Source organism: Salipaludibacillus agaradhaerens, assembly GCF_002019735.1.
Taxonomy (GTDB): domain Bacteria; phylum Bacillota; class Bacilli; order Bacillales; family Salisediminibacteriaceae; genus Salipaludibacillus; species Salipaludibacillus agaradhaerens.
In genome coordinates this window covers 3450473-3470982 of record NZ_KV917378.1, presented here as the reverse complement: position 1 = coordinate 3470982, position 20510 = coordinate 3450473, and the positions used below count along the sequence as shown (strand labels likewise).

Annotated in this window: 14 protein-coding genes; all 14 read right to left on the bottom strand. The window is 38.5% G+C overall.

Going from position 1 to position 20510, the window contains the following annotated elements:
* Nucleotides 1–85: 85 nt before the first annotated feature.
* The 14 genes from BK581_RS15920 to BK581_RS15855 all read right to left on the bottom strand — a co-directional run bounded on the left by BK581_RS15920 (nucleotide 86) and on the right by BK581_RS15855 (nucleotide 20403).
* On the bottom strand, nucleotides 86–2248 hold the full coding sequence (locus tag BK581_RS15920; protein ID WP_078579090.1) for an alpha-galactosidase: 2163 nt from the start codon (nucleotides 2246–2248) through the stop codon (nucleotides 86–88).
* Nucleotides 2249–2425: 177 nt separating this feature from the next.
* Nucleotides 2426–4450 (bottom strand): beta-galactosidase, encoded by a 2025-nt coding sequence (locus BK581_RS15915; RefSeq protein ID WP_245829098.1) that lies wholly within the window; start codon nucleotides 4448–4450, stop codon nucleotides 2426–2428.
* Nucleotides 4451–4512: 62 nt separating this feature from the next.
* Complete coding sequence (locus BK581_RS15910; protein WP_078579088.1) at nucleotides 4513–5496, bottom strand: LacI family DNA-binding transcriptional regulator; 984 nt, start codon at nucleotides 5494–5496, stop codon at nucleotides 4513–4515.
* Nucleotides 5497–5527: 31 nt separating this feature from the next.
* Nucleotides 5528–7279: a glycoside hydrolase family 35 protein gene (locus BK581_RS15905; protein WP_322788441.1), complete on the bottom strand. Its 1752-nt coding sequence runs from the start codon at nucleotides 7277–7279 to the stop codon at nucleotides 5528–5530.
* Nucleotides 7266–8102, bottom strand: a complete 837-nt coding sequence (locus BK581_RS15900) for a carbohydrate ABC transporter permease (RefSeq protein WP_211273965.1) — start codon at nucleotides 8100–8102, stop codon at nucleotides 7266–7268. The genes BK581_RS15905 and BK581_RS15900 overlap by 14 nt, the downstream gene beginning before the upstream one ends.
* Complete coding sequence (locus BK581_RS15895; protein ID WP_078579087.1) at nucleotides 8099–8953, bottom strand: carbohydrate ABC transporter permease; 855 nt, start codon at nucleotides 8951–8953, stop codon at nucleotides 8099–8101. Before BK581_RS15895 ends, BK581_RS15900 begins: the two co-directional genes overlap by 4 nt.
* Before the next feature lie 238 nt (nucleotides 8954–9191).
* Nucleotides 9192–10475 carry an ABC transporter substrate-binding protein gene (locus tag BK581_RS15890; protein ID WP_078579086.1) on the bottom strand — a complete coding sequence of 428 codons (1284 nt, stop codon included), beginning with the start codon at nucleotides 10473–10475 and terminating at the stop codon, nucleotides 9192–9194.
* 309 nt (nucleotides 10476–10784) lie between these two features.
* On the bottom strand, nucleotides 10785–12254 hold the full coding sequence (gene gtfA / locus BK581_RS15885; RefSeq protein ID WP_078579085.1) for a sucrose phosphorylase: 1470 nt from the start codon (nucleotides 12252–12254) through the stop codon (nucleotides 10785–10787).
* Between the two features lie 12 nt (nucleotides 12255–12266).
* Nucleotides 12267–13223, bottom strand: coding sequence for a carbohydrate kinase family protein (locus BK581_RS15880; protein ID WP_078579084.1), 957 nt, complete (start codon nucleotides 13221–13223; stop codon nucleotides 12267–12269).
* Between the two features lie 61 nt (nucleotides 13224–13284).
* Nucleotides 13285–15477, bottom strand: a complete 2193-nt coding sequence (locus BK581_RS15875; RefSeq protein WP_078579083.1) for an alpha-galactosidase — start codon at nucleotides 15475–15477, stop codon at nucleotides 13285–13287.
* A 49-nt stretch (nucleotides 15478–15526) separates the two neighbouring features.
* Complete coding sequence (locus BK581_RS15870) at nucleotides 15527–16348, bottom strand: carbohydrate ABC transporter permease (RefSeq protein WP_245829095.1); 822 nt, start codon at nucleotides 16346–16348, stop codon at nucleotides 15527–15529.
* Entirely contained in the window at nucleotides 16348–17271 is a 924-nt protein-coding gene (locus BK581_RS15865) for a carbohydrate ABC transporter permease (RefSeq protein ID WP_078579082.1), read from the bottom strand. The genes BK581_RS15870 and BK581_RS15865 overlap by 1 nt, the downstream gene beginning before the upstream one ends.
* A 147-nt stretch (nucleotides 17272–17418) precedes the next feature.
* Nucleotides 17419–18711 (bottom strand): ABC transporter substrate-binding protein, encoded by a 1293-nt coding sequence (locus BK581_RS15860; protein WP_407690352.1) that lies wholly within the window; start codon nucleotides 18709–18711, stop codon nucleotides 17419–17421.
* A 651-nt stretch (nucleotides 18712–19362) separates the two neighbouring features.
* Nucleotides 19363–20403, bottom strand: coding sequence for a LacI family DNA-binding transcriptional regulator (locus tag BK581_RS15855; RefSeq protein ID WP_078579080.1), 1041 nt, complete (start codon nucleotides 20401–20403; stop codon nucleotides 19363–19365).
* Between the last annotated feature and the right edge of the window lie 107 nt (nucleotides 20404–20510).

Genomic DNA, 20510 nt, shown 5'->3' with positions numbered 1-20510 from the left:
TTATAAAATGGCTTCTTACTTCATTTTACAAAAATGGCTAGCAAAAAGTCGAATATTTTGTTTCTAAATGATCCGATAGGTGCCATCATTCCTCACATTTGTGTAGCTCATAAATCTCACTGGTGTATTGTTTTGAAAGTTGCCACTGAATGCCAGCATTCATAAAAAATGAGCCAGTTGCTTTAAAGCCTGATTGGTCTTTGTAATAGGCTTCTGGGTCAAGACCTTTAAACGTTATTAACGTTAACTGCTCTCCATATTTAAGGCCATCCTCAAATAGAAAGACGACGCTATGTTTTTTATCTTCTGAGACATATTGTATTGCTGTATAATCAGTTCGGGAGCTGATTGTCGGAGAAGCTAACCGATATTGATTACCTTCTTGGACAGTCCTTCTTATTTCTTTATAATAAGCGATCCATTTTGCAGTTTCAGCCAATTCTATGTCATCCCAGTGGTCAAGATTTCCTCCAACTCCTAATGCCCCTAACATCGCTACATGACATCTGTAGGTTAAAGGAACTTCCCGCTGATTCAACCAATTGGGTGAATCCGTTATCCAACACATCATCGCCTTCGCATTATAGGCAAATGACGCCCCGTATTGAATCGAAAGCCGATCAACAGCATCTGTATTATCACTCGTCCAAAACTGGTCAGTTCTCTGAAGAATGCCGAGATCTACTCTCCCACCTCCTCCGGAGCATGTTTCAATCACAACGTGAGGATGCTTATTTTTGATATGATCAATAACCTCATACAAACCTTTCACATGTTCCATCCAGAGCTGTTGCTGGTCGTGTGACATTTTCGTATGGTTCATCGCACCATGAGATTTTTCTACTATACCCGGTTCTGAAAAGGCACGATTCATATCCCATTTAATAAAATGAATATCATGCTTAGCAAGCAGCTCTCCAAGCCAATTCTTAATATAGGCTCTTACCTCCTTTTTCCCAAGGTTAAGGACAAGTTGGTGACGAGCCTCTGTATGATTTTTGTTTGAAAATTGATAGACCCAATCAGGATGTTGGTCATACAACTGACTATCTTTATTCACCATTTCAGGCTCCACCCATATACCAAACGCCATGTTTAAAGACTTAACGTGTGAGATTAACTCTGATAACCCGTTTGGGAATTTGTCTTGATTGACATACCAATCACCTAGACCAGCTTGATCAGAATGCCTTTCACCAAACCAGCCATCATCAATGACAAATAGCTCACATCCGATAGTTGCTGCTTTTTCTGCAAGTCGTTTTTGCTCGTCCACCGACACATCAAAATAAGTCGCTTCCCAGGAATTATAGAGAACTTTTCTCAAATGATCTCGATGATCTTTTGGTAAGATGACATCACGTTGAAAGCGGTGCGTCAGATGACTCATACCTGAAAAACCATTTTCACTATAACCTATAAAAAACGGAGGTGTTTCAAAAGACTCATTAGCCTTTAACACTTTTGAAAAATCAAAGTCTGTCATACCACCACAAAGCTGCACTAAACCGAAAGCATCTTTCTCCACATGAATGTCCCAGTTTCCTGAATAAGCTAAATGCCCAAACCACACATCACCAGTCTCTTCTGTTGCATCCGCATCCACTGCAAACCACGGGTTAGCTTGATGGGATGTATTACCCCGCCTGCTATCAATTGTCTTTCTTCCTTCACTAAGCGTTTCTTGGATTACTTGAAATTCGCCAACCCACTTACCTGCTAAATGAGTGAACCGACTAACTTGACCAGGTTTAAATGCCACCTGTAAAGAGCGAGCGGCTTCAAGAGTTAATAGCTCTTCACTCTCATTTATGACCGCTAAACGACGACTAATCATATCGTATTCTTTATACACGCCGTATATGAGCTGAATACGATATCGTCCTAATTTATCGGTTAAACAAAGAGATAACTCGGTGAGTTGGTCATTAACTGTTTCAAGCTTATAGTCTTCGTATATCCAATCGAATCCTCTTTCACCTGTTGAATTTGACGCTTTAAATGTCGGTTCAGAATAAACCATTTCACCCCACGGGACAAACTCATATCCCATCACACCTCTTGTTGCTTCAAATGAGGAATGCGCTATCACAAAAGGACGCATCGCCTTATAATCACAATTATGAGCCAATTTCTTTCCCCAATAGATATGTTGTAGATGACCCCCTTCATGTATATCTAAAACATAGGCTGTATTTGCCGTTTCTAAGACGAATCGCTGCTCATTACACATTACCTCTACACTCATATCTTTCCCTCCAATACCCGATTCAAGAATCTCTTCTAAACTTTACAGTGCCAACCTGCCGTTATTTCACACTATCAAACTGCAGTCATTTAAATACACATGATGTCGTTTCCGTTAACAGACGTCCAACTATATGAAAGACAGTCCCCACTACCCCGAGGAGACTGTCCCCAATCACTATTTATCTCTCACACATACTAAGCATCCTAGACGTGGCACATGCACGTTCCTATCATATATTTTCCCAGTTTCAATGTCTTTCCAAGGCTGTCCTTGGTCAGGAAGTTCAACGTCATAGCCTTGATTTACGTCATGATTAAGCACTGTTAAATAACTGTGAGAGGACGTCTCGCGTCTTATCACTTCTATATTAGAAGGTGTTTCGTGGACAGCTATCCCTGTATTGTTGAAAATATCAATATATAAGCGCTTTAAGAAATCGTGCTCCACACCACAACCAATATAATAAACATCTCCGTTACCATAGCTATTCTTCGTTATCGCAGCTTTATCGCTAAACCACTCATCTTCATATACGGCAAGTACTTCCGCTGAATCCGCTTCAATATAATCACACCAAACATGGACAGGTGACCTATGAGTTAAAAGAGGAGCTGAAATCCCTCTAATTGATGAGCTTTTCTGTTCTCTAAGTGACTCATAATCCCGGATCGAAATCCCTGCCATGTCTGCAATGTCTCCTGGTAATGTGAGATCAGTGACCACATTATCTTCGTTCTTTACCCCTGCACGATAAGTGAAAATGACAGTGCCACCACGTTTCACATAATCTTTTAACCGGTCATTGACATGCTTTTTTGTCAAAAAGTATATAGGAACAATGATCACTTTATAGGTTGAGAAATCTTCATGACCGCGAATCATATCTGTCTGGACATTCAGATCATGGGCAGGTGCGTAAAATCTAAGGCATTCATTTATATAATTAAATTGATCAGATTGCGGTTGAATCTGCCAAGCCCAATCATTCTCTGGGTCATGATAAAATGCCACGTCAGCTTGAACCTTTGAGGTTATCCATTTATCGGCGAAAGGGGCTAAAGACGCAATCACGTCTTTCACTTCCACATATTTCCTTCCAGGTTTTCCGTCATGGTCTAAAATACCATGACAAAATTGTTCAGTACCATAACGTGCCGCACGCCAGCGAAAATAGACGATGGCCTCAGCGCCACGAGAGATCGCTTGGTATGTCCAAAGTTTTAAGTGACCCGGTCTAGGTAAATAACCAATCTGACTCCACCCTTGTGCCCCGGATAATTCCTCCATGACCCAATAATTCTTTCCATCTTTGGTCCCTCGACACAGGTCGTGCTGTCGAGCAATGGCTGCTGGCGTAATGGGTTCTGCTAATCCCCCCCATACGGGATAATTATCAAACGATATAAAATCAAGGTCTTTTGCCATGTCCAACTGATCAATGGCTAACCCTGTATACACAAAATTATGGGTAATAAATTGCCTGTCTGAAATAGACTCTCTTAACGTGTCAACTTGCAACTTATTGTAACGTGTGTATGCGTCCGCACAAAAGCGATCGAAATCTAGTAACAGGCTAGGATTATGTTCTTGATAGACGACAGTTGGGACTGGGATTTGACACCACTTTGTGTATGTCTGACTCCAAAAAATCGTCCCCCACCGCTTATTTAATTCATCTAAGGTTCCATACTTCTTTTGAAGCCAAGCATGGAAGGCTTGCTTGTCATATTCTCCGTAGCTGCGATCTGATTGCTCATGCCCATATTCATTATCAGTTTGCCAACCAATGACAGCTGGATGATGCCCATAATGCTCGCCCATTTTTTGTACTATCTTTTTGGATAGACATTGATAGACCTCACTGTTAACCGTGTAATGTCTTCTTGCACCAAACCCTATTTTACGTCCATATTTATCGACTGGCAGGACATCCGGATACTTTTCAATTAACCATGCAGGCGGTGTAGCAGTTGGTGTGCCGAGCACGACATCAAATCCGTATTCATACATCAAGTCTAAAGCTTCATCGAATAATGAAAAGTCAAAAATGCCTTCTTCTGGCTCTATAAGTCCCCAAGCGAATTCGCCAATCCTAATCACATTTATTCCGAGCTGTTGCATTAATTCGAGGTCCATTTTCCATCTCTCTTTTGGCCATTGTTCTGGATAATAATCTACACCGATATACATCTTATCCATCTCCTCCTAGGCCAACGATAATTGTCCGTCAGCCTTAAACGTTGTTTATGTAGAGACAAACATTACGTTTGCCTAATTTTCAGCTTATTCGATATATAGACTTTCTTTGCTACTTTTCGCTTTTCTTCTATTTTTTCTAAAATTAAGTCCACTGCTGTTTCACCCATGAGCTCTGTATAAATTTTGACGGAGCTTAAAGAAGGATAGACGTATTTGGAAACGGTGATATCATTGACACCAATTAAGCTCACCCTATCAGGAACTGATATTCCTGCCTCGTGCAAAGCACGTAAACACCCAATAGCTAAAGGGTCGTTAGCCACATAAAAAGCCTCTGGTAAGTTATCACCTAATTTTTCTATCGCTTCTTTCATTAATTGATAGCCTGATTCGACTGAGAATTTGGAAACAAAGATAAATGCTTCGTTTAATTTCCCTTTTTCCGCCATATAAGCACGATAATACTTCTCACGAGCGTCTTGAATCGGAGCAATCGTATCTTTATACGTTTCATATCCACCGATAAATCCGATATCGTTAAATCCTTTTTTCAGAAAGTAATCAATGACCAATTTTGTCACCCATTCAAAATCTACGAGAACTGCATCTGACACACCCTCATCTGGGTTAGAATCCACAAATACAATTTTTTTAGACACTTTTTTCAATTGAGACACTTGGTCTGGATTAAAGCGCCCTACAGCAATGATTCCCTCTATGTCCTCTTCAATATTTTCAAAGTTAAGCTCATCATATTTCAATAGCTTTACATGTGACGCTTCCGCCCGCTTCTCTATACCAAATCGAATAGCCATGTAATATATGTCATCTAGTTCTTCCCGCTCGTTGACCCAGTGTAAAAAAGCAATCTGCCTTTCAACTGATTTTCTCCCTCTTACTTTGTGATAAGAAAGCTCCTCAGCTGCTTCAAATATCTTTTTCTTCGTTTCAACTGCCACAGATAATGATTGGTCATAGTTTAGGACCCTTGATACTGTGGATGCTGAGACGCCAGCTCTATCTGCAATATCTTTAATTGTTGCCATCTGCTTTCTTCCTTTCTTTTAGTACCTGACATTATCCTAAATTCGGCTGGTCTGTAAATAAAATATGGTCAGTTGCTGTTCCTTCCAACTCAAGCACACATAGTGTATTTACGCCTTTAACAAGTAAAGGACCAGGCAAGTAAAGCGTTTTCTGAGGGCCAACTTCCCAATATCTTCCTAAATTAAAACCATTAACAAAGACATTTCCTTTTTTCCAGCCATCTAGATTAATAAACGTATCTTTCGGATGATCCAACGTAACTTCCCCTGTGTAAAACTTTGGAAAGCGCGTCTCGGTTTGATCTGAAAAATCTAATGAAAAATCCTCTAACTCAATGGCGTACATCTCCCAGTCAAACATATACTGATTATTAATCCATATGTTATCAATTAAACCTTTTCGATCCTTTAAATACTTACCATAATTGACCCGGCCCATATTCTCTACAAAAATCTCGAATATATTGACTTCATTAGGAAAATCAAGCTTTATTTCCTTTATTTTATCATTCCTATAAAACGTTTTCTTAAATTCCCCATTAATATAAAGGTAAGCACGATCTCTAATAGGCTCTAAATCTATGGTGTAAGCCCCCTTGCCTGGTACTTGTGTTCGATAAAGCATATAACCATAAGCTTGATCAGCCTGTTCCATTGAAAGTGGGGCTTTACTCTGTAATCGACGTGAAACTGACGACAATGTATCAAAAATACTCACGGAGCGTGTCATTTTAATCGTTTGCGGCCCTAACCTCTCTGTCTTAAACGTTGGCAGCGGTTCAAGTTGTGAATGGTAGTTCTGAAGAACCTCATGCACGTTTCTGTATTTATCTGTTATATCACCGGACTCTGTCAATAAGGCATCATAATCATAGCTCGTAATTGTAGGTTCATATGTTTGATAATGATTTGCGCCATTATAGAAATGGAAATTCGTTCCACCATGGAACATGTAAAAATTGACCGAGCCACCTGCTTCAAGCATGTCATTGAATACATCACCAGTATTATCAGCTTCTCGTGTATGATGAGGATTGCCCCAGCTGTCAAACCAACCTATCCAAAACTCTGCACACAGCTTAGGAATACCTGGTTTATAGTCCTCGAGCTGCTCGTATGCCTCTTTTACTTTAGACCCAAAATTCAATGTCGTTAACACATTATCGAGTGAGCCAGCTTTTATCATATCAGGACCATCGGATGTAAATAATAACTCTTGAATTCCGTGCGCTTCATACATTCTTTTAATAGCTTTCAAATACGCTTTGTCATTCCCATAGGCCCCATACTCATTTTCTATTTGAAAGGCTATGACAGGACCACCTTTAGAATATTGATAAGTTGCTAGCTTAGGCAAAAGAACATCGTAATACTCTTTTACATGTTGCAAATAGCTAGGGTCAGCACACCTTAACATCATATCCCTATCTTTTAGCAGCCAAGCCGGCAGTCCTCCCATTTCCCATTCAGCACAAATGTAAGGAGAAGGACGTAAAATAACATACAATCCTAATGCATCAGCTTCCTTAATAAATGCTTCTATATCTCTCATACCTTCAAAGCGAAAATCACGTTTGTTAGGCTCATGAAAATTCCAAGGAATATACGTTTCCACGGTATTTAAACCGCAAGCTTTTAGCTTTTCAAGACGATCCCGCCAGTAGCCGGGCACCACTCTAAAATAGTGAATACTACCTGATAGAATTCTGAACGGCTCGCCATTCAGTAAAAATTGGTCTTTATCTGTTGTGAGCATCGTGTCATCCTTTCTATTTAACAGCACTTCCTAGCATCCCTGATATAAAATGTCTTTGTAAAACAAGAAAGAAAATCATAATTGGAACAGTGGCGATCGATATCCCCATCATCATTTGTCCATAATCGGTATACGATACACCACTTAAGGTTGATAACGCCACAGGGAATGTATACATGTCTTGTGTTCTAATAGCCACAAGCGGCCACATAAAATTGTTCCACTGATACATAAATAAGAAAATAGATGTAGCTGCTAATGCTGGCTTCATTGATGGAAGAACGATCTTCAAAAAGATTTTAAATTCACCGGCGCCATCTAACCTAGCTGATTCCAGGAGTTCACTCGGAAAAGCAAGGAAATTTTGTCTCATAAGGAAGATGGCAAACGGATAGCATAATTGGGGCGCAATAAGCGCGAAATACGTATTTAATAACCCATAAGCCGACATCATTTGAAAGAGAGGAATTAATGTGGCTTGATAAGGGATCATCATCGACAAAATCAAAATCGTGAAAATAACATTTCTTCCCTTAAAGTCAAATTTAGCAAAAGCATATGCTGCTGTAGAGCTGACGATAAGGGCTAAAACAACATAAGTACCAGAAACAAAAAGCGAATTAAACAGTACTCTTCCGATTCCAACGGTATTATCTAAATTAATTAAGTTCTCCATAAACTGCCCACCAAAGGAAAGTGTCGGCGGACTCGTGAACATTTTATCAGAGCTATTAGTAGAACCTACCAACATCCAATAGAATGGGAAGATTGAGATAACGAGAAATATTCCCAATAATACGTACATACCAACCTTACCGAACATCACTTGTGCTTTCGTTTTTTGTTTCATGACTTATCACCCGTAAATTTGAATTGGACAAACGATAACACGGCTACTAACACAACAACCACATATGCCACTGCACTACCATAACTGAAGTCAAAATACTCAAAACCATTTTCATAAATATAAAGCCCAAGTGTCATCGTCGCATTACCTGGTCCACCACTCGTCAAGTTGAATGGCTCATCGAATAATTGCAATGTCCCAATGGTCGATAAAATACCCGCAAATAGAATGATAGGTTTTAAATTTGGTATTGTAATAGAGAAAAACTGTCTTATTTTCCCTGCTCCATCAATAGACGCAGCTTCATACATTTCTTCTGGAATATTCTGAAGTGCTGCAAGAAAAATAATCATATTATATCCTGTCCAGCGCCATGTCATCGCCATAATAATAGAGACTTTTGCCCAGGTGGCATCTGATAACCACGGAATAGGGCCGATTCCTATATAACTTAAAAGCTCGTTAAACAGGCCGTTATCTTGTAGCATCACAGAAAACAAGAGAGAATAAGCAACGAGAGATGTGACCGCCGGTAAGAAAAACGATACTCGAAAAAAACCTTTCAACTTTAACAACTGACTATTTAAAACACTCGCCAATATCATCGCCAAAATTAACATAATCGGAACTTGGAAAATAAAGATAATAAACGTATTACTTAAGGCGGTCCAAAAGATGGAATCCCCCATTAATCGACTATAATTAGCGAGACCTACAAACGAGTAGCTCCCCCCTTCATAACGTTGAAAACTTAAATAAAGGGAGGCTAATATAGGGTAAGCTGTAAATAGTAAAAATAATATAACAGCTGGCGCTATAAAAAAGTACGGTGCTCTATTCGTCTGATTCATTTTTTCACCCAGCCTTTATTAATGATCTCTAATTTAGTAAAACGAACCTTCAATCAATGGAGATTTTCGTTCATCACCACTGATTGATCGTTGAGTAAATCAAGATATTAGCGTCCGGTATCTCCTGTCTAAATGGAGTTAACTCTCCTCTCCATGTTAAGACGGGAGTTACGGACGATTATCTATAATAAATAGTGAATAAAGGGCTGGAAAATCCACCCTTTATTCCATTGACTTACTAGTTTATACGATTGTCCAGTTGATTGGCTGCTCGTTCTAACGCCTCTTCAACTGAGCGCCCACCAACGGCTTCTGCTTGGGCCGTTTCTGCTTCATCTCTCGCCACAGCGTAATTTCCAGTGTAGTTAGCGTATGGAATATCTTCCATCATTCCTGCAAACATTTCCCAAATCGGTTGATCATTAAAATAAGCAACTGGTTCTGAAAAGACCCCTTCCTCATATATCGTGTTTAAAGATGGGAATAATCCGCCTTCCATTGCGGCAAGTTGCACCTCTTCAGATGTTGCGAAAAAGGCCATAAAATCATAAGCAAGATCTGGATTTTCAGAGTTTGCTGATATCATATAGTTACTTCCTCCAAGGTTAGCTGCCCGGTTCCCACCTTCTTCAAAGGCTGGAAGTGGCATAACATCCCAATCCCCTTCCAAGTTAGGCGCCTGTTCAGTCAATGAACCAGTTAACCATGCGCCTGAAGGCGCCGTTGCCACGTTACCGTTAGCAAGCCCACCAAGCCATGCATCCCACCCTACAAGATTTTCATTTAAGCCTTCCTCATGAAGCCGTTTGACGACTTCCATGGCTTGTATAGATTCTTGAGAGTTCAAATTGATTTCGCCTTCTTCATTAAAATAAAATGTCCCTTGCTGATTCAGCATCATTCTGTAAACGCCGTCATCATTGTTAATATCAATTCCCGTTAAAGCAACATCCAGTTCTTCCCTTAACGTATGGCCTGCTTCTATGAAATCATCCCACGTTTCTATTTGATTCGCGTCAATTCCTGCTTCTTCAAATAAATCTACTCTGTAAAAAACACCTGCTGGTCCTGCATCAAACGGCACGCCGTATATGCTGTCATTTAACGTTAATAACTCTGTTTTAAATTCTGGAAATTTCTCGCCATGCTCATCGTCAAAACCGTATTCTGACAAATCCAGAAAAGCTTCTGGGAATGAATTTAAGTAACCTTGAACACGATCATCTTCTATAAGCATGATGTCAGGCAGTCCTTGTCCCCCTGCCTGAAGCCCTGTTGTAATCTGTTGATAAACATCTGGTGTTCCTTGCTCTACAATATCTAATTCAAAACCTGGATTCTCTTCAGCAAAACGTTCAGCCGCCTCTTCCAATACAGGGATGTTAATATTCCAAGCCCATGCTGTCAGAGTCTGAGTCTCCCCTCCACCATTATTATCTGTGGCATTGTCAGTCGTTTCTTCATTTCCACAAGCAGCAAGCATCATAACCATAGCAGAACACAACAAAACTGTTTTTTTCATGCTTAAAATCCCCCTAAGAAATTTTATGAAAACCCTTTCATACAAATGATAAATCCTATAACTCTATTAGTCAATACATTTAGTAAATTATTTAGTAAACTATTTACTGGTGAATTAATTCACATGAAGTGAGACCTGAAGCAGACAATGAAGGAACTATTTCAATTTAAATACGTTATAGTCACTTTATATAAGTACACAATCTCTTTTATCTATTAGACCCACGAAAAAAACGAGACAAGGCTAAAACCTTGTCTCGTTTATCATTCATTATTTAAAAAGCTTTATTATATTTACTAGTGTTTAGTGTTATACATAATACTTAATAATTTCGCCATTTTCACCGGTATACTTGATGATAGATTGACTATTATTTAAATCAATAAACAATGAGCACTGTTTTCCGTCTTTCACCCATCCCATTATAACTTCATGATCCGCTGACTTTTGTACACTGAAGTCTCCATTAAATGCTTCGTAGTCATTTCTAAAGTCGATTAATTTTAATAATCGCTGTACGACGTCTTTTTCTAGTGACGCCTCGATTTCTTCAACACTAAAGTTCTGTCGGTTTATTTCCCTTCCGTCACCGGTTTCTTCTATTTTTTTGTGATTATTTTCTCCTGCCAAAAGCCCTACATAGTAGACTTGTGGTATTCCTGGTGTAAAAAGTTGAATAGCTCTGGCTGCTAAGTAAGCATCATCGTCACAGTTAAGTACAGAATAATATGAGCACCTAATTTGATGAACATCAAACCCATCCACATCTTTATGTTCATCAGACATAATTAAACTTAAGTTAGAGCCTCTCTCCAAACATACATCCACTAATTCTTTTGCTTCCTTTGTATCAATTAAGTCATCCATATCTGGTTTAACTGGAATACCGTCATGACAGTCTAACATCGTAAACTGCTTTTCCGGTCTCGTTTCAAGATAATCGTAAAGAGCAGTACTGTTTTTGTTAATCAACGTATCTAGAATTCTATAAGGTAGAATAAAATCATATATCCAGCAGCCGTGTTCTGCCAGCTTATATTGAATCGTATAATGAGCATGGACTTCAGGTAATAATGCGATATCTAAAGAATCAGCCAGGTCTTTAATCCAATCTAAAAACTGATAAATGTCTGGTTCAACAAAGAAGCAGCTTGTACCGAGTTTTTTGATCACATATCCAACAGCATCTAATCTCACAATCTTCACATTGTTTTGTTTAAAGTTATGAAAGAAATCGTAGAAAAGCTGTTTGACTTTCTCAGACTTTACGTCAAGATCGATTTGTTCAGAAGGGTCGGTTTTCCCAAACGTCGTCCAGACCTTTTCTTCCTCTCCGGTTTCTTCAATCGTGAACGTGGAGTATGGTAATGAGCGACGTAAAAACATTTTGTCAATATCTTCTTGGACGGGTTCCCCATCTCCCCATATTTTATCTAGTGTAATAAAGTAGTCTGCATATGCTGATTTTCGACCCTTTTTTAAAAAATCTTGAAAGTATTTCGACTTTCTAGAAATGTGATTAACCATCAAATCTAACAAGACATCATACTCTTCACCAATGGTTTTAATATCATCCCAAGTTCCAAATTCAGGCTCGATTTCTAAATAGGTTAATGGTGCAAATCCTCTATCTCCCGATGAAGGAAAAGGAGGGAGAATATGCACACCACCTTGAAACGTTTTAGGAAAATAAGTGGAAAGTACATGGTTAAGAGCTTGCAAATTTCCCCCTAAAGAATCTGGATAAGTGATTAGCTGTACTTTATTTTTTAATGCCATTGTCGTGTCCTCCTAAATTCCATAAACCTTTTTTATGACAGGGAGCTTCGGCAGTTCAACAACAGCACCCTCATGCTTCAACTTATAAGCACTGACTGCTGAACCTAAATTTAACGCTTCTCTAATCGTATATCCTTTTACGATAGCCGTGTAAAATCCTGACCAAAAGGCATCTCCTGCACCTGTCGTGTCTATCACATCTGTAGCAAGCGATTTCAGCGTTATCGTCTCTTTTCCATTAGATACGATAGCACCATCCTTACCAAGAGTCATAATGACAAGCTTTGCCCCTAGTCTTAGAAAATGAGCGATGTGATTGTCATACGTATCTTTTCCAAATAACCTTTCAGCATCATCTTCAGAAGGTTTGATAATATCAACTTTCTCAATGAGTGATTTAATATAAGCAACCCCATCTTCATCTTTTTTCCATATCATTGGATGATAATTAGGGTCAAAACAAATTAATTTGCGCTCTTTTCTTGCTAAATCAATTAGTTTTTCAATCGTCTGTCTCACAGGCACCCTTGAGATAGGCCAACAAGAAAAGTGCATGATGTTAGACGCCATTAATGCCTGTTCTAACTCCGGAGTATACGATAAATACATGTCCGCATCTCGATAGAAGATAGGGGATGGACTCCTTTTACTTTTGGTTACTAATACCATACTCGTAGCACAATCCACTTCCTGAATATAGTTAGCATCCATCCCCGCTTCTTTTAAATGGTTAATTAAATACCGACCTAAACCATCCTGTCCAACAGCCGAGGCGACAATTGAATGGCCTCCTAACTTCGTGATATTCATGGCAATATTTGAAGGGGCTCCTCCAAAAAATTTATTAAACGTCTTCCCAGCGAAATCCCCATCATAGTCAACCGATATCATATCAATAAGAAGCTCCCCAACAGCCAAAACATCATTTTCTTTATGAGGGAGCTCTATTCTTTTGTCAAAATCAAACATGTCTACTCCTCCACTGAGTTAAACTTAAAGTAACTCCATGTCTCACATACTGTTAGTATGTTTAAGTCGCTGATAGCTTCCACATTATACTCTGGAAATCCCCTTCTAATAATGGGATGTTTAATCCAATATTCATTAACTCATCACCATTATAATCGTGATTAATCTCTTCAATGTGATAGCTTTTACTTTCATCTAATCCGGCAAGTTTGACCTTCTTAAACGGCGGTGCTGGTTCTGCTAATATAGTCACATAAACAAATACAGCTTCTTCTTTGTTAGGTGAAACAAATATCCATGCGGCATCATTCCCATTAAAGGGGCTTTTGAGACGATAAAAGTCACCAAATTGAATTAACGCACGATTTTTTTTATAAAAAGCCGTTTGCTGAAAAACCTGCTTTCGCTCACTCTCTGTTAATTCTGTCACATCTAATTCGTATCCAAAATTTCCAGACATGGCCACATGACCTCTCGTCTTTAACGTTGTGGTACGATGTACTTGATGATTGGGTACTGCTGACACATGCGCTCCCATTGTACTGATAGGATAAACTAAGCTTGTGCCATATTGTATCTTCAAGCGCGAGATAGCATCTGTATTATCACTCGTCCACACTTGTGGCATGTAATAGAGCATTCCCGGATCAAAACGCCCTCCCCCACCTGAACAACTTTCAAAGAGAATATGCGGAAACGCTGTTGTTAATTCTTCCATGATCTTATACAAACCAAGCATATAACGATGAGCTGTCTCTCTTTGTCGGTTAGCAGGCAAAGCGGCTGAACCGATTTCTGTCATGTGCCGATTCATATCCCACTTCACATAACTGATTGGGGCATTTGAAAGAATGCCTGTTAGTTGGTCGATAATATTTTGACACACCTCTTCACGAGAAAGGTCTAAAATAAGCTGACTACGTCCAGTAGAGCGGCCTCGACCTGGAACATGGATGCACCAATCAGGATGTTTCCGATATAAGTCACTCTCTTCTGAAATCATTTCTGGTTCAAACCAAAGACCAAACTGCATATCCATCGCTTCAACTTTTTCAGCTAAATGCTTCATACCATTAGGGAGCTTATCTTTATCTACAACCCAGTCACCTAACGAGGTAAAATCATCATCCCGCTTTCCAAACCAACCATCATCAAGGACAAACAATTCAATACCCAATTCCTTGCTCTGTTCTGCAATTTCCATTATTTTATTTTCATTAAAATCAAAATAAGTGGCTTCCCAGTTGTTAATTAATATAGGACGTTCTTTATCACGGAAATCCCCTCTACAAAGTCTTGTTCTGTAAAGTTTATGAAACGTATTTGACATGTCATTGAATCCTTTATCTGCATATACCATCACCACTTCTGGTGCTTGAAATGAGTCTCCCGGCATTAAAAGCCAAGAAAAGTCAAAAGGGTTTATCCCCATATTGACACGTGTCTGTTGAAATTGATCAACTTCAACTAAACCTAAGAAATTTCCGCTATAAACAAAGTTAAAGGCGAAAACCTCACCATGACATTCATCCGTTTCTTTTCTTACTAAAGCCATGAAAGGGTTTTGTTGATGACTGCTAGCTCCCCTACGGCTTTCTATTGATTGAACACCTTCTCTAACTGGCACTCTTGAAATGTAGCGTTCTCTAATATGGGCCCCCGGCAATGTCACAAAATCAAAATCAGCTTCATGAAAATCTACATTCATGCTAGCCGCTTTTACTATCTTCATATTTTCATTGCCTTTATTTTGTAAACGAACAGATCTTGTTATCGCATTAAAGTTAGTAAACACTGTATAAGTGACCGTTGCATGCAAATCAATGACTGTATCAGTCAGTAAAACTTCAAGCGTCCAAGCCTCGTCTTCCGTCTCAACATAAGTGGAAGGTAATCCTTCTAATGCTGGCTTACCTTTTAAGATTTTATGGGATTGGTAACGGAAATCCGTAATCGTAGAACCGTTTTCCAATTCCACCTGAAAAGCTGGATTGCGAAAGTCCGTAGTGCCATAACTAGGGTATTCTTGTGGTAACGTGTCTAGCGAGAAAGTACGATCTGTTCCTGCTCCAACAGGGTTTGGCGAAAATCCTCTATCAAAATAGCGAAGTGCATTCGAACCGTTATACTTTTCCACTTTCTTACCCCAGTACAAATGTGCTAGATAGCCACCTTCTCGCACATTTAAAATATAGCTAGTATCTTTAGCCTGTAAGTGAAACGTGTTGTCTTTTTCGTTATAAGTAATTCCCATGGCATGTCCTCCCAAATCCCTAATTAAACGTATCGAAGTTGTCCTATCATTATCCCTTTACAGCTCCTGAAGATAACCCTGAAACGAAGTGCTTCTGCAGAAATAAGAACACTATAATCATTGGTAAAGAAGCCATTAAAGCTGCCGCTGCAACTAAATTAAGGTTATTTTGATTTTCTCCAAAGAAGTTTGATAACGTGACAGTCAGTGTATGCACGCTACTATCTTGAAGGAAAAATATAGCGAATTGATAATCGTTCCATATATAGACAGATGAAATAATGAGTATCGTCGCAGTAATCGGCTTTAATAACGGAAAGACAATTCGGAAAAATAGTGTTACTGTTCCCGCCCCATCTATTCTCGCTGCTTCTTCTAACTCTTTAGGTATCGTAGATTTTATAAACCCAGCATATAGAAAAATGGTTAATGGTAAAAAGCTAGCAAAGTTATTTAATATAGCGATGGCATGAGTATTAATCAATCCCATTTGAACAACCAAGTTGTAGAGAGGTACTAATGCTGCTAACGGTGGAATTACCATGATGGCAACGAAGAGACCAAATATAAATTGGTTCACTTTAGACTTTACTCTTGCTAATGGATAAGCAGCCATCGAACCAAAGAAGATCAATAATACAGCTGCACCGACAGTTATAATGATTGAATTCATAAAAGCATTCGTTAAGTTTGCCCGCTCCCACGCATCAAAAAAATTCGCGAATGACACATAATCTGGAAATAACCATCGTGAGCTAAAATCTGTTCGATCTTTAAATGCCGTCGTCATTAATATATAAAATGGTATGAAATGGATAAGTGATATGATTAAAGCTAGAATGGATAACAACCATTTAGTGGTAGTTTTCACTATGCCTCAACCTCTTTTCTCTTAAAGTATATAAGCGCAATCAAACTAATGGCTAAAATCATAAATGTCATTAAAACCCCTTGTGTCGCCGCATATCCTGCATCTTCTCTTCTAAAGTACAGCGTATACATAAAGGTAGACATAGACTGGGATGCATTACCTGGTCCTCCCCCAGTAAGAGAAACGATAACATCAAATAACTTTAATCCGCCGATTAAATTTAAAACGACGTTAATTGTAATTGAAGGCATTAATAAAGGAAGCGTAATTTTCTTGAATTGCTGAAATGCTGATGCCCCATCAATATCTGCTGCTTCATAATAATCCTTAGAGATTCCCTGTAACCCTGCTAAATAAATAATCATGGAAATCCCTACAAATTGATACGTATTCACTAATACGATGATCCACGGATTTACACTTGGATTACCTAACGCATTAACAGGATCAAAACCAAGCCACATGATGACATCATTTAATGCTCCACCTTGATAAGCAAAAAAGAATACCCAAATGTATCCCATAATTAATGGGCTTATAATAACAGGTAAATATATAATCGTTCGTGTTAACGCTTTAAACTTAATACTTCGGTTCAAAAGTAACGCATATAAAAGCCCTATTGTTAATTGCAAGAAGGTACTTCCTACACCATATAGAAGTGTATTTCTTACAACTAACCACGTCAGCGGGTCCGAAAATAATCTCTTGTATTGATCTAAACCAATCCAATTTGAGTCCTGAGAGAATCCGTCCCAATCTGTAAATGATATTTGTATGCCATTAAGGAATGGATATATGATAAAAAGGGAAACAGCAGTAAATGCTGGTATATACATCCACCAGAGAGAGGATTCATCCTTGGAAATTTTTCTTCTTTTCTTAGACATTGTAGAATTTTGTTTGTTTATGAGCTCACTCATAATTCCAACTCCTTAATAAGGCTTTCTTTAGCATATAGCCTCATTCATCTTCGCTCGATTCTATTCTCCTTTTTTTGCTCACCACGTATTAAATACAGAATTAAAGTAGGAAAGGGAGAAAAGATTATTCTCCCCCCTCATTACGAGTTAATTAGCTTCCTCTTCATCATCCTCATTATTTTCTCTTCTTAGACGATGATATTCAGCCTCCATTATTTCGGACACTTGTTCTGGTGTAATTGATTCAGCTATAAGGTCTGACCCAGTTGTTGCGTAAACATCCCACATGCCGCCAGGAAGATAAACTCTATCAAAGTAAGGCTGGATATCAATGTGAGACCATTTTTCGTAGTATTCAGCGTAGTAATTATCTGCATCTACTCCATTGATACCTGCTGGAAGTGTCGTCCCTTCTGCCACTTTTCTTGCATTATCAGGGCGAGCCATAAATTCAATAAATAGTTTGGCTTCTTCAAGATTTTCTGAGTTATTAGAGGCCGCCATCGTATGACGCTCTCCCCCGATCCAGCTAGGCTCGTCTCCTTCATAAAACGCAGGCATCGGCATCGTTCCTACCTGGATGTCTGGATTTAGTTCATAGACATCTCTTCCAAAGGCTCCGTCTGCAAATGTAAAACCAATTAAGTTTTGCGCCATCAATTGTGCTCTTTGAGAAGGACTTGCCGTTAATGCGTCTACATTCATTAAATCTTTTTCTTTAATCTCCATCATTGTTTCAGGAAGTAATGTGTAATTTGACCAATCAAATGTGCCGTCTAGCAATTCTTCTTCATAATTATTATCCTCATCTGTGACTAATAAAGGCGTTGAGAATTGATCCAAAATTTGTCCGATCGCATACGGATCATTTCCAGGAATCCACAATGGTGAAACGTCATTATCTGTTTCATCACGAATCGTCTCCATCGCCTCTATCCACTCGTCAACTGTTTCAGGTAAGTCAATACCTAATTCCTCCAACATTGTTGCGTTATACATAATACCGTCGTTTGCTTGATTTAACGGAAAGGCGTATACTTTCCCGTCTTCATCTTTTAATAGAGGTTCCATTGACTCGTCAAAGTTTTCCACCCATTCCATATCACTTAAATCAGCTACATAATCACCATAGCGATTTTTAGCCCAACCGTGTGTATCAAATAAATCAGGTAAGTCATTAGAAGCCATTCGAACGCGAATAGAATCTTCATACGCGTCTGCTGGGAAATTAGCATCAATAGAAATATGAGGGTATTCGTCTTCAAATTCGTCAATAACTTCTTCAACAGCATTCACTGCCGTCTCTTCTGTAAGTGTTAAGTAAAGGGATAACGTGACATTCTCAGAGTCTCCATTAGCATTATCTCCATTACCACAAGCAGTCAACAAAACCATCGTTAAAGGAACAGCCAGCACTTTGGAAAACGTTTTCATTTTTATTCCCCCTAGATATTTAGTTTAATAATGAGACTATCCGCGTAATGTTATAGCTAACAATTACGGTAAATCAAGTAAACAAAAGATCTTATTTAACTAAAAAAATCTTTTATTTAAGTAAAATTATAGTTCTGTTTTAATAAAAAAGCAAGGGGTATTTTTATTTTTTTACTGTTATACTAATCCGTTACTTACCATTCTATCTTTGTTGAATTAACATAAACACGAATAGGGGACAATTAACCGTTCGTGTTTGTTAAAGGAACCACATTATCCTTTCTCACATCGATCTCACATTTTAGAAAGCTGAAAGATCGAGAAATTAGGTGGCGCCTCAACATCAGCTGATTACAAGAGCCCATCACCTGAGACACGAAGTTGGTTGGCTTATCCCTTAACACATTTAGTATAGATAAGATTAGTTTCGCTACTTCATTAAGAGATTTCCCTCACACATAACATTTCATTAATTTCTTTCTCTAAAATTAACATGAATAAAAAAAGCACATACACGCTTCTTTCCTCTCTTATGGTGCTTAGTTCACGTTTCACCTCAAAAGAATTAAGAATGTTGTGTTTTATGCGCATTTTTTAGAAACTTAAAATATACAGTTAAGCTTTACACGGTATTTCCAACATGGGGGTGTTGAGTAGTTAACGTTTCTTCTCACTTTTTTCCGCAGAACTTTCCCTTATAATTAGATTTGATGGAACAACTACTTTCATTGGTACCTCGCGCCCAGCTAATCGATCTAGCAGGAGTTTTACAGCCATTTTCCCCATTTCCTCCGTATATATTTTGATAGTTGTTAAAGAAGGTTGAACAAAGCCTGCCATATCGATGTCGTTAAAACTAACTAAACTAATATCTCCTGGTACTTGAATGTCTACTTCATGTAATGCTCTAATAGCTCCTATTGCCATGGCATCGCTTGCGATAAAAAAAGCGGTAGGTAGTTTTTCATGCTTCAACGCCTGTTTCATCGCTTCATACCCATTGCTCATAAAATAATCGCAAACTTCATAAATATAATCTGGATTAAACAAGTTTTTTTCTTTTAAAATCTTTTGATAATATATCTTTCTCGGGTCTTCCTTCTGTTTTTTATCAGTAGTATGATTAATCCCGTTTCCGCCGATAAAGCCAATTTCAGTATGACCTAGTGCTAATAAATGAGCCAACGCTTTTTGTGTGGCTTGTTCATAATCTAATACAACCGAGTCAAAGGTTTCAGAATCGGGCGAGTCATTTACAAACACCATATTTTTATTAATTTTTTCTCTCATTTTTACTTCTGTAGCTTCATCTGTTTCTCCGACTACAATCAACCCATCAATATTGCCAATTTGCATATTGCTAGCATTGCCTAAATGTACAATCTTGTTAACTGAAATACCCCTTTTGTTACATTCATTCTCTATTCCTCTGCGAATCGATAAAAAGTATGTGTCTTCCCATTCATACTCTTCCGAACACCACATCACAATCCCAATCTCCACTTCATTAACTGGCGGTTTTTTATTCTTCGTTTGTTGCCTCTGTCTGACAGGGGTATAATTTAATTCACTAGCTATACTCATAATCCGTTCCCGGGTTTCTTGGGCTACGGAAAGGTTCTTATCATTATTAAGGACTCTGGATACTGTAGCTATCGAAACATCCGCATGTTTCGCAATATCTTTTATCGTAACCACATCGTGACCTCCCATAGTACAACAAGGTAAAATTTTAGTAAATTTATTAATAGTGTATCATTGTAATAAATTGTTTACAAGTTTTTAGACATACTATGTGTGTTTGG

What these genes read in the sequence shown, in the direction of transcription:
- BK581_RS15920 (WP_078579090.1), bottom strand. Translation starts at nt 2,248, where the DNA reads ATGAGTGTAGAGGTAATGTGTAATGAGCAGCGATTCGTCTTAGAAACG.
- BK581_RS15915 (WP_245829098.1), bottom strand. Translation starts at nt 4,450, where the DNA reads ATGGATAAGATGTATATCGGTGTAGATTATTATCCAGAACAATGGCCA.
- BK581_RS15910 (WP_078579088.1), bottom strand. Translation starts at nt 5,496, where the DNA reads ATGGCAACAATTAAAGATATTGCAGATAGAGCTGGCGTCTCAGCATCC.
- BK581_RS15900 (WP_211273965.1), bottom strand. Translation starts at nt 8,102, where the DNA reads ATGAAACAAAAAACGAAAGCACAAGTGATGTTCGGTAAGGTTGGTATG.
- BK581_RS15895 (WP_078579087.1), bottom strand. Translation starts at nt 8,953, where the DNA reads ATGAATCAGACGAATAGAGCACCGTACTTTTTTATAGCGCCAGCTGTT.
- BK581_RS15890 (WP_078579086.1), bottom strand. Translation starts at nt 10,475, where the DNA reads ATGAAAAAAACAGTTTTGTTGTGTTCTGCTATGGTTATGATGCTTGCT.
- gtfA (WP_078579085.1), bottom strand. Translation starts at nt 12,254, where the DNA reads ATGGCATTAAAAAATAAAGTACAGCTAATCACTTATCCAGATTCTTTA.
- BK581_RS15880 (WP_078579084.1), bottom strand. Translation starts at nt 13,223, where the DNA reads ATGTTTGATTTTGACAAAAGAATAGAGCTCCCTCATAAAGAAAATGAT.
- BK581_RS15875 (WP_078579083.1), bottom strand. Translation starts at nt 15,477, where the DNA reads ATGGGAATTACTTATAACGAAAAAGACAACACGTTTCACTTACAGGCT.
- BK581_RS15865 (WP_078579082.1), bottom strand. Translation starts at nt 17,271, where the DNA reads ATGAGTGAGCTCATAAACAAACAAAATTCTACAATGTCTAAGAAAAGA.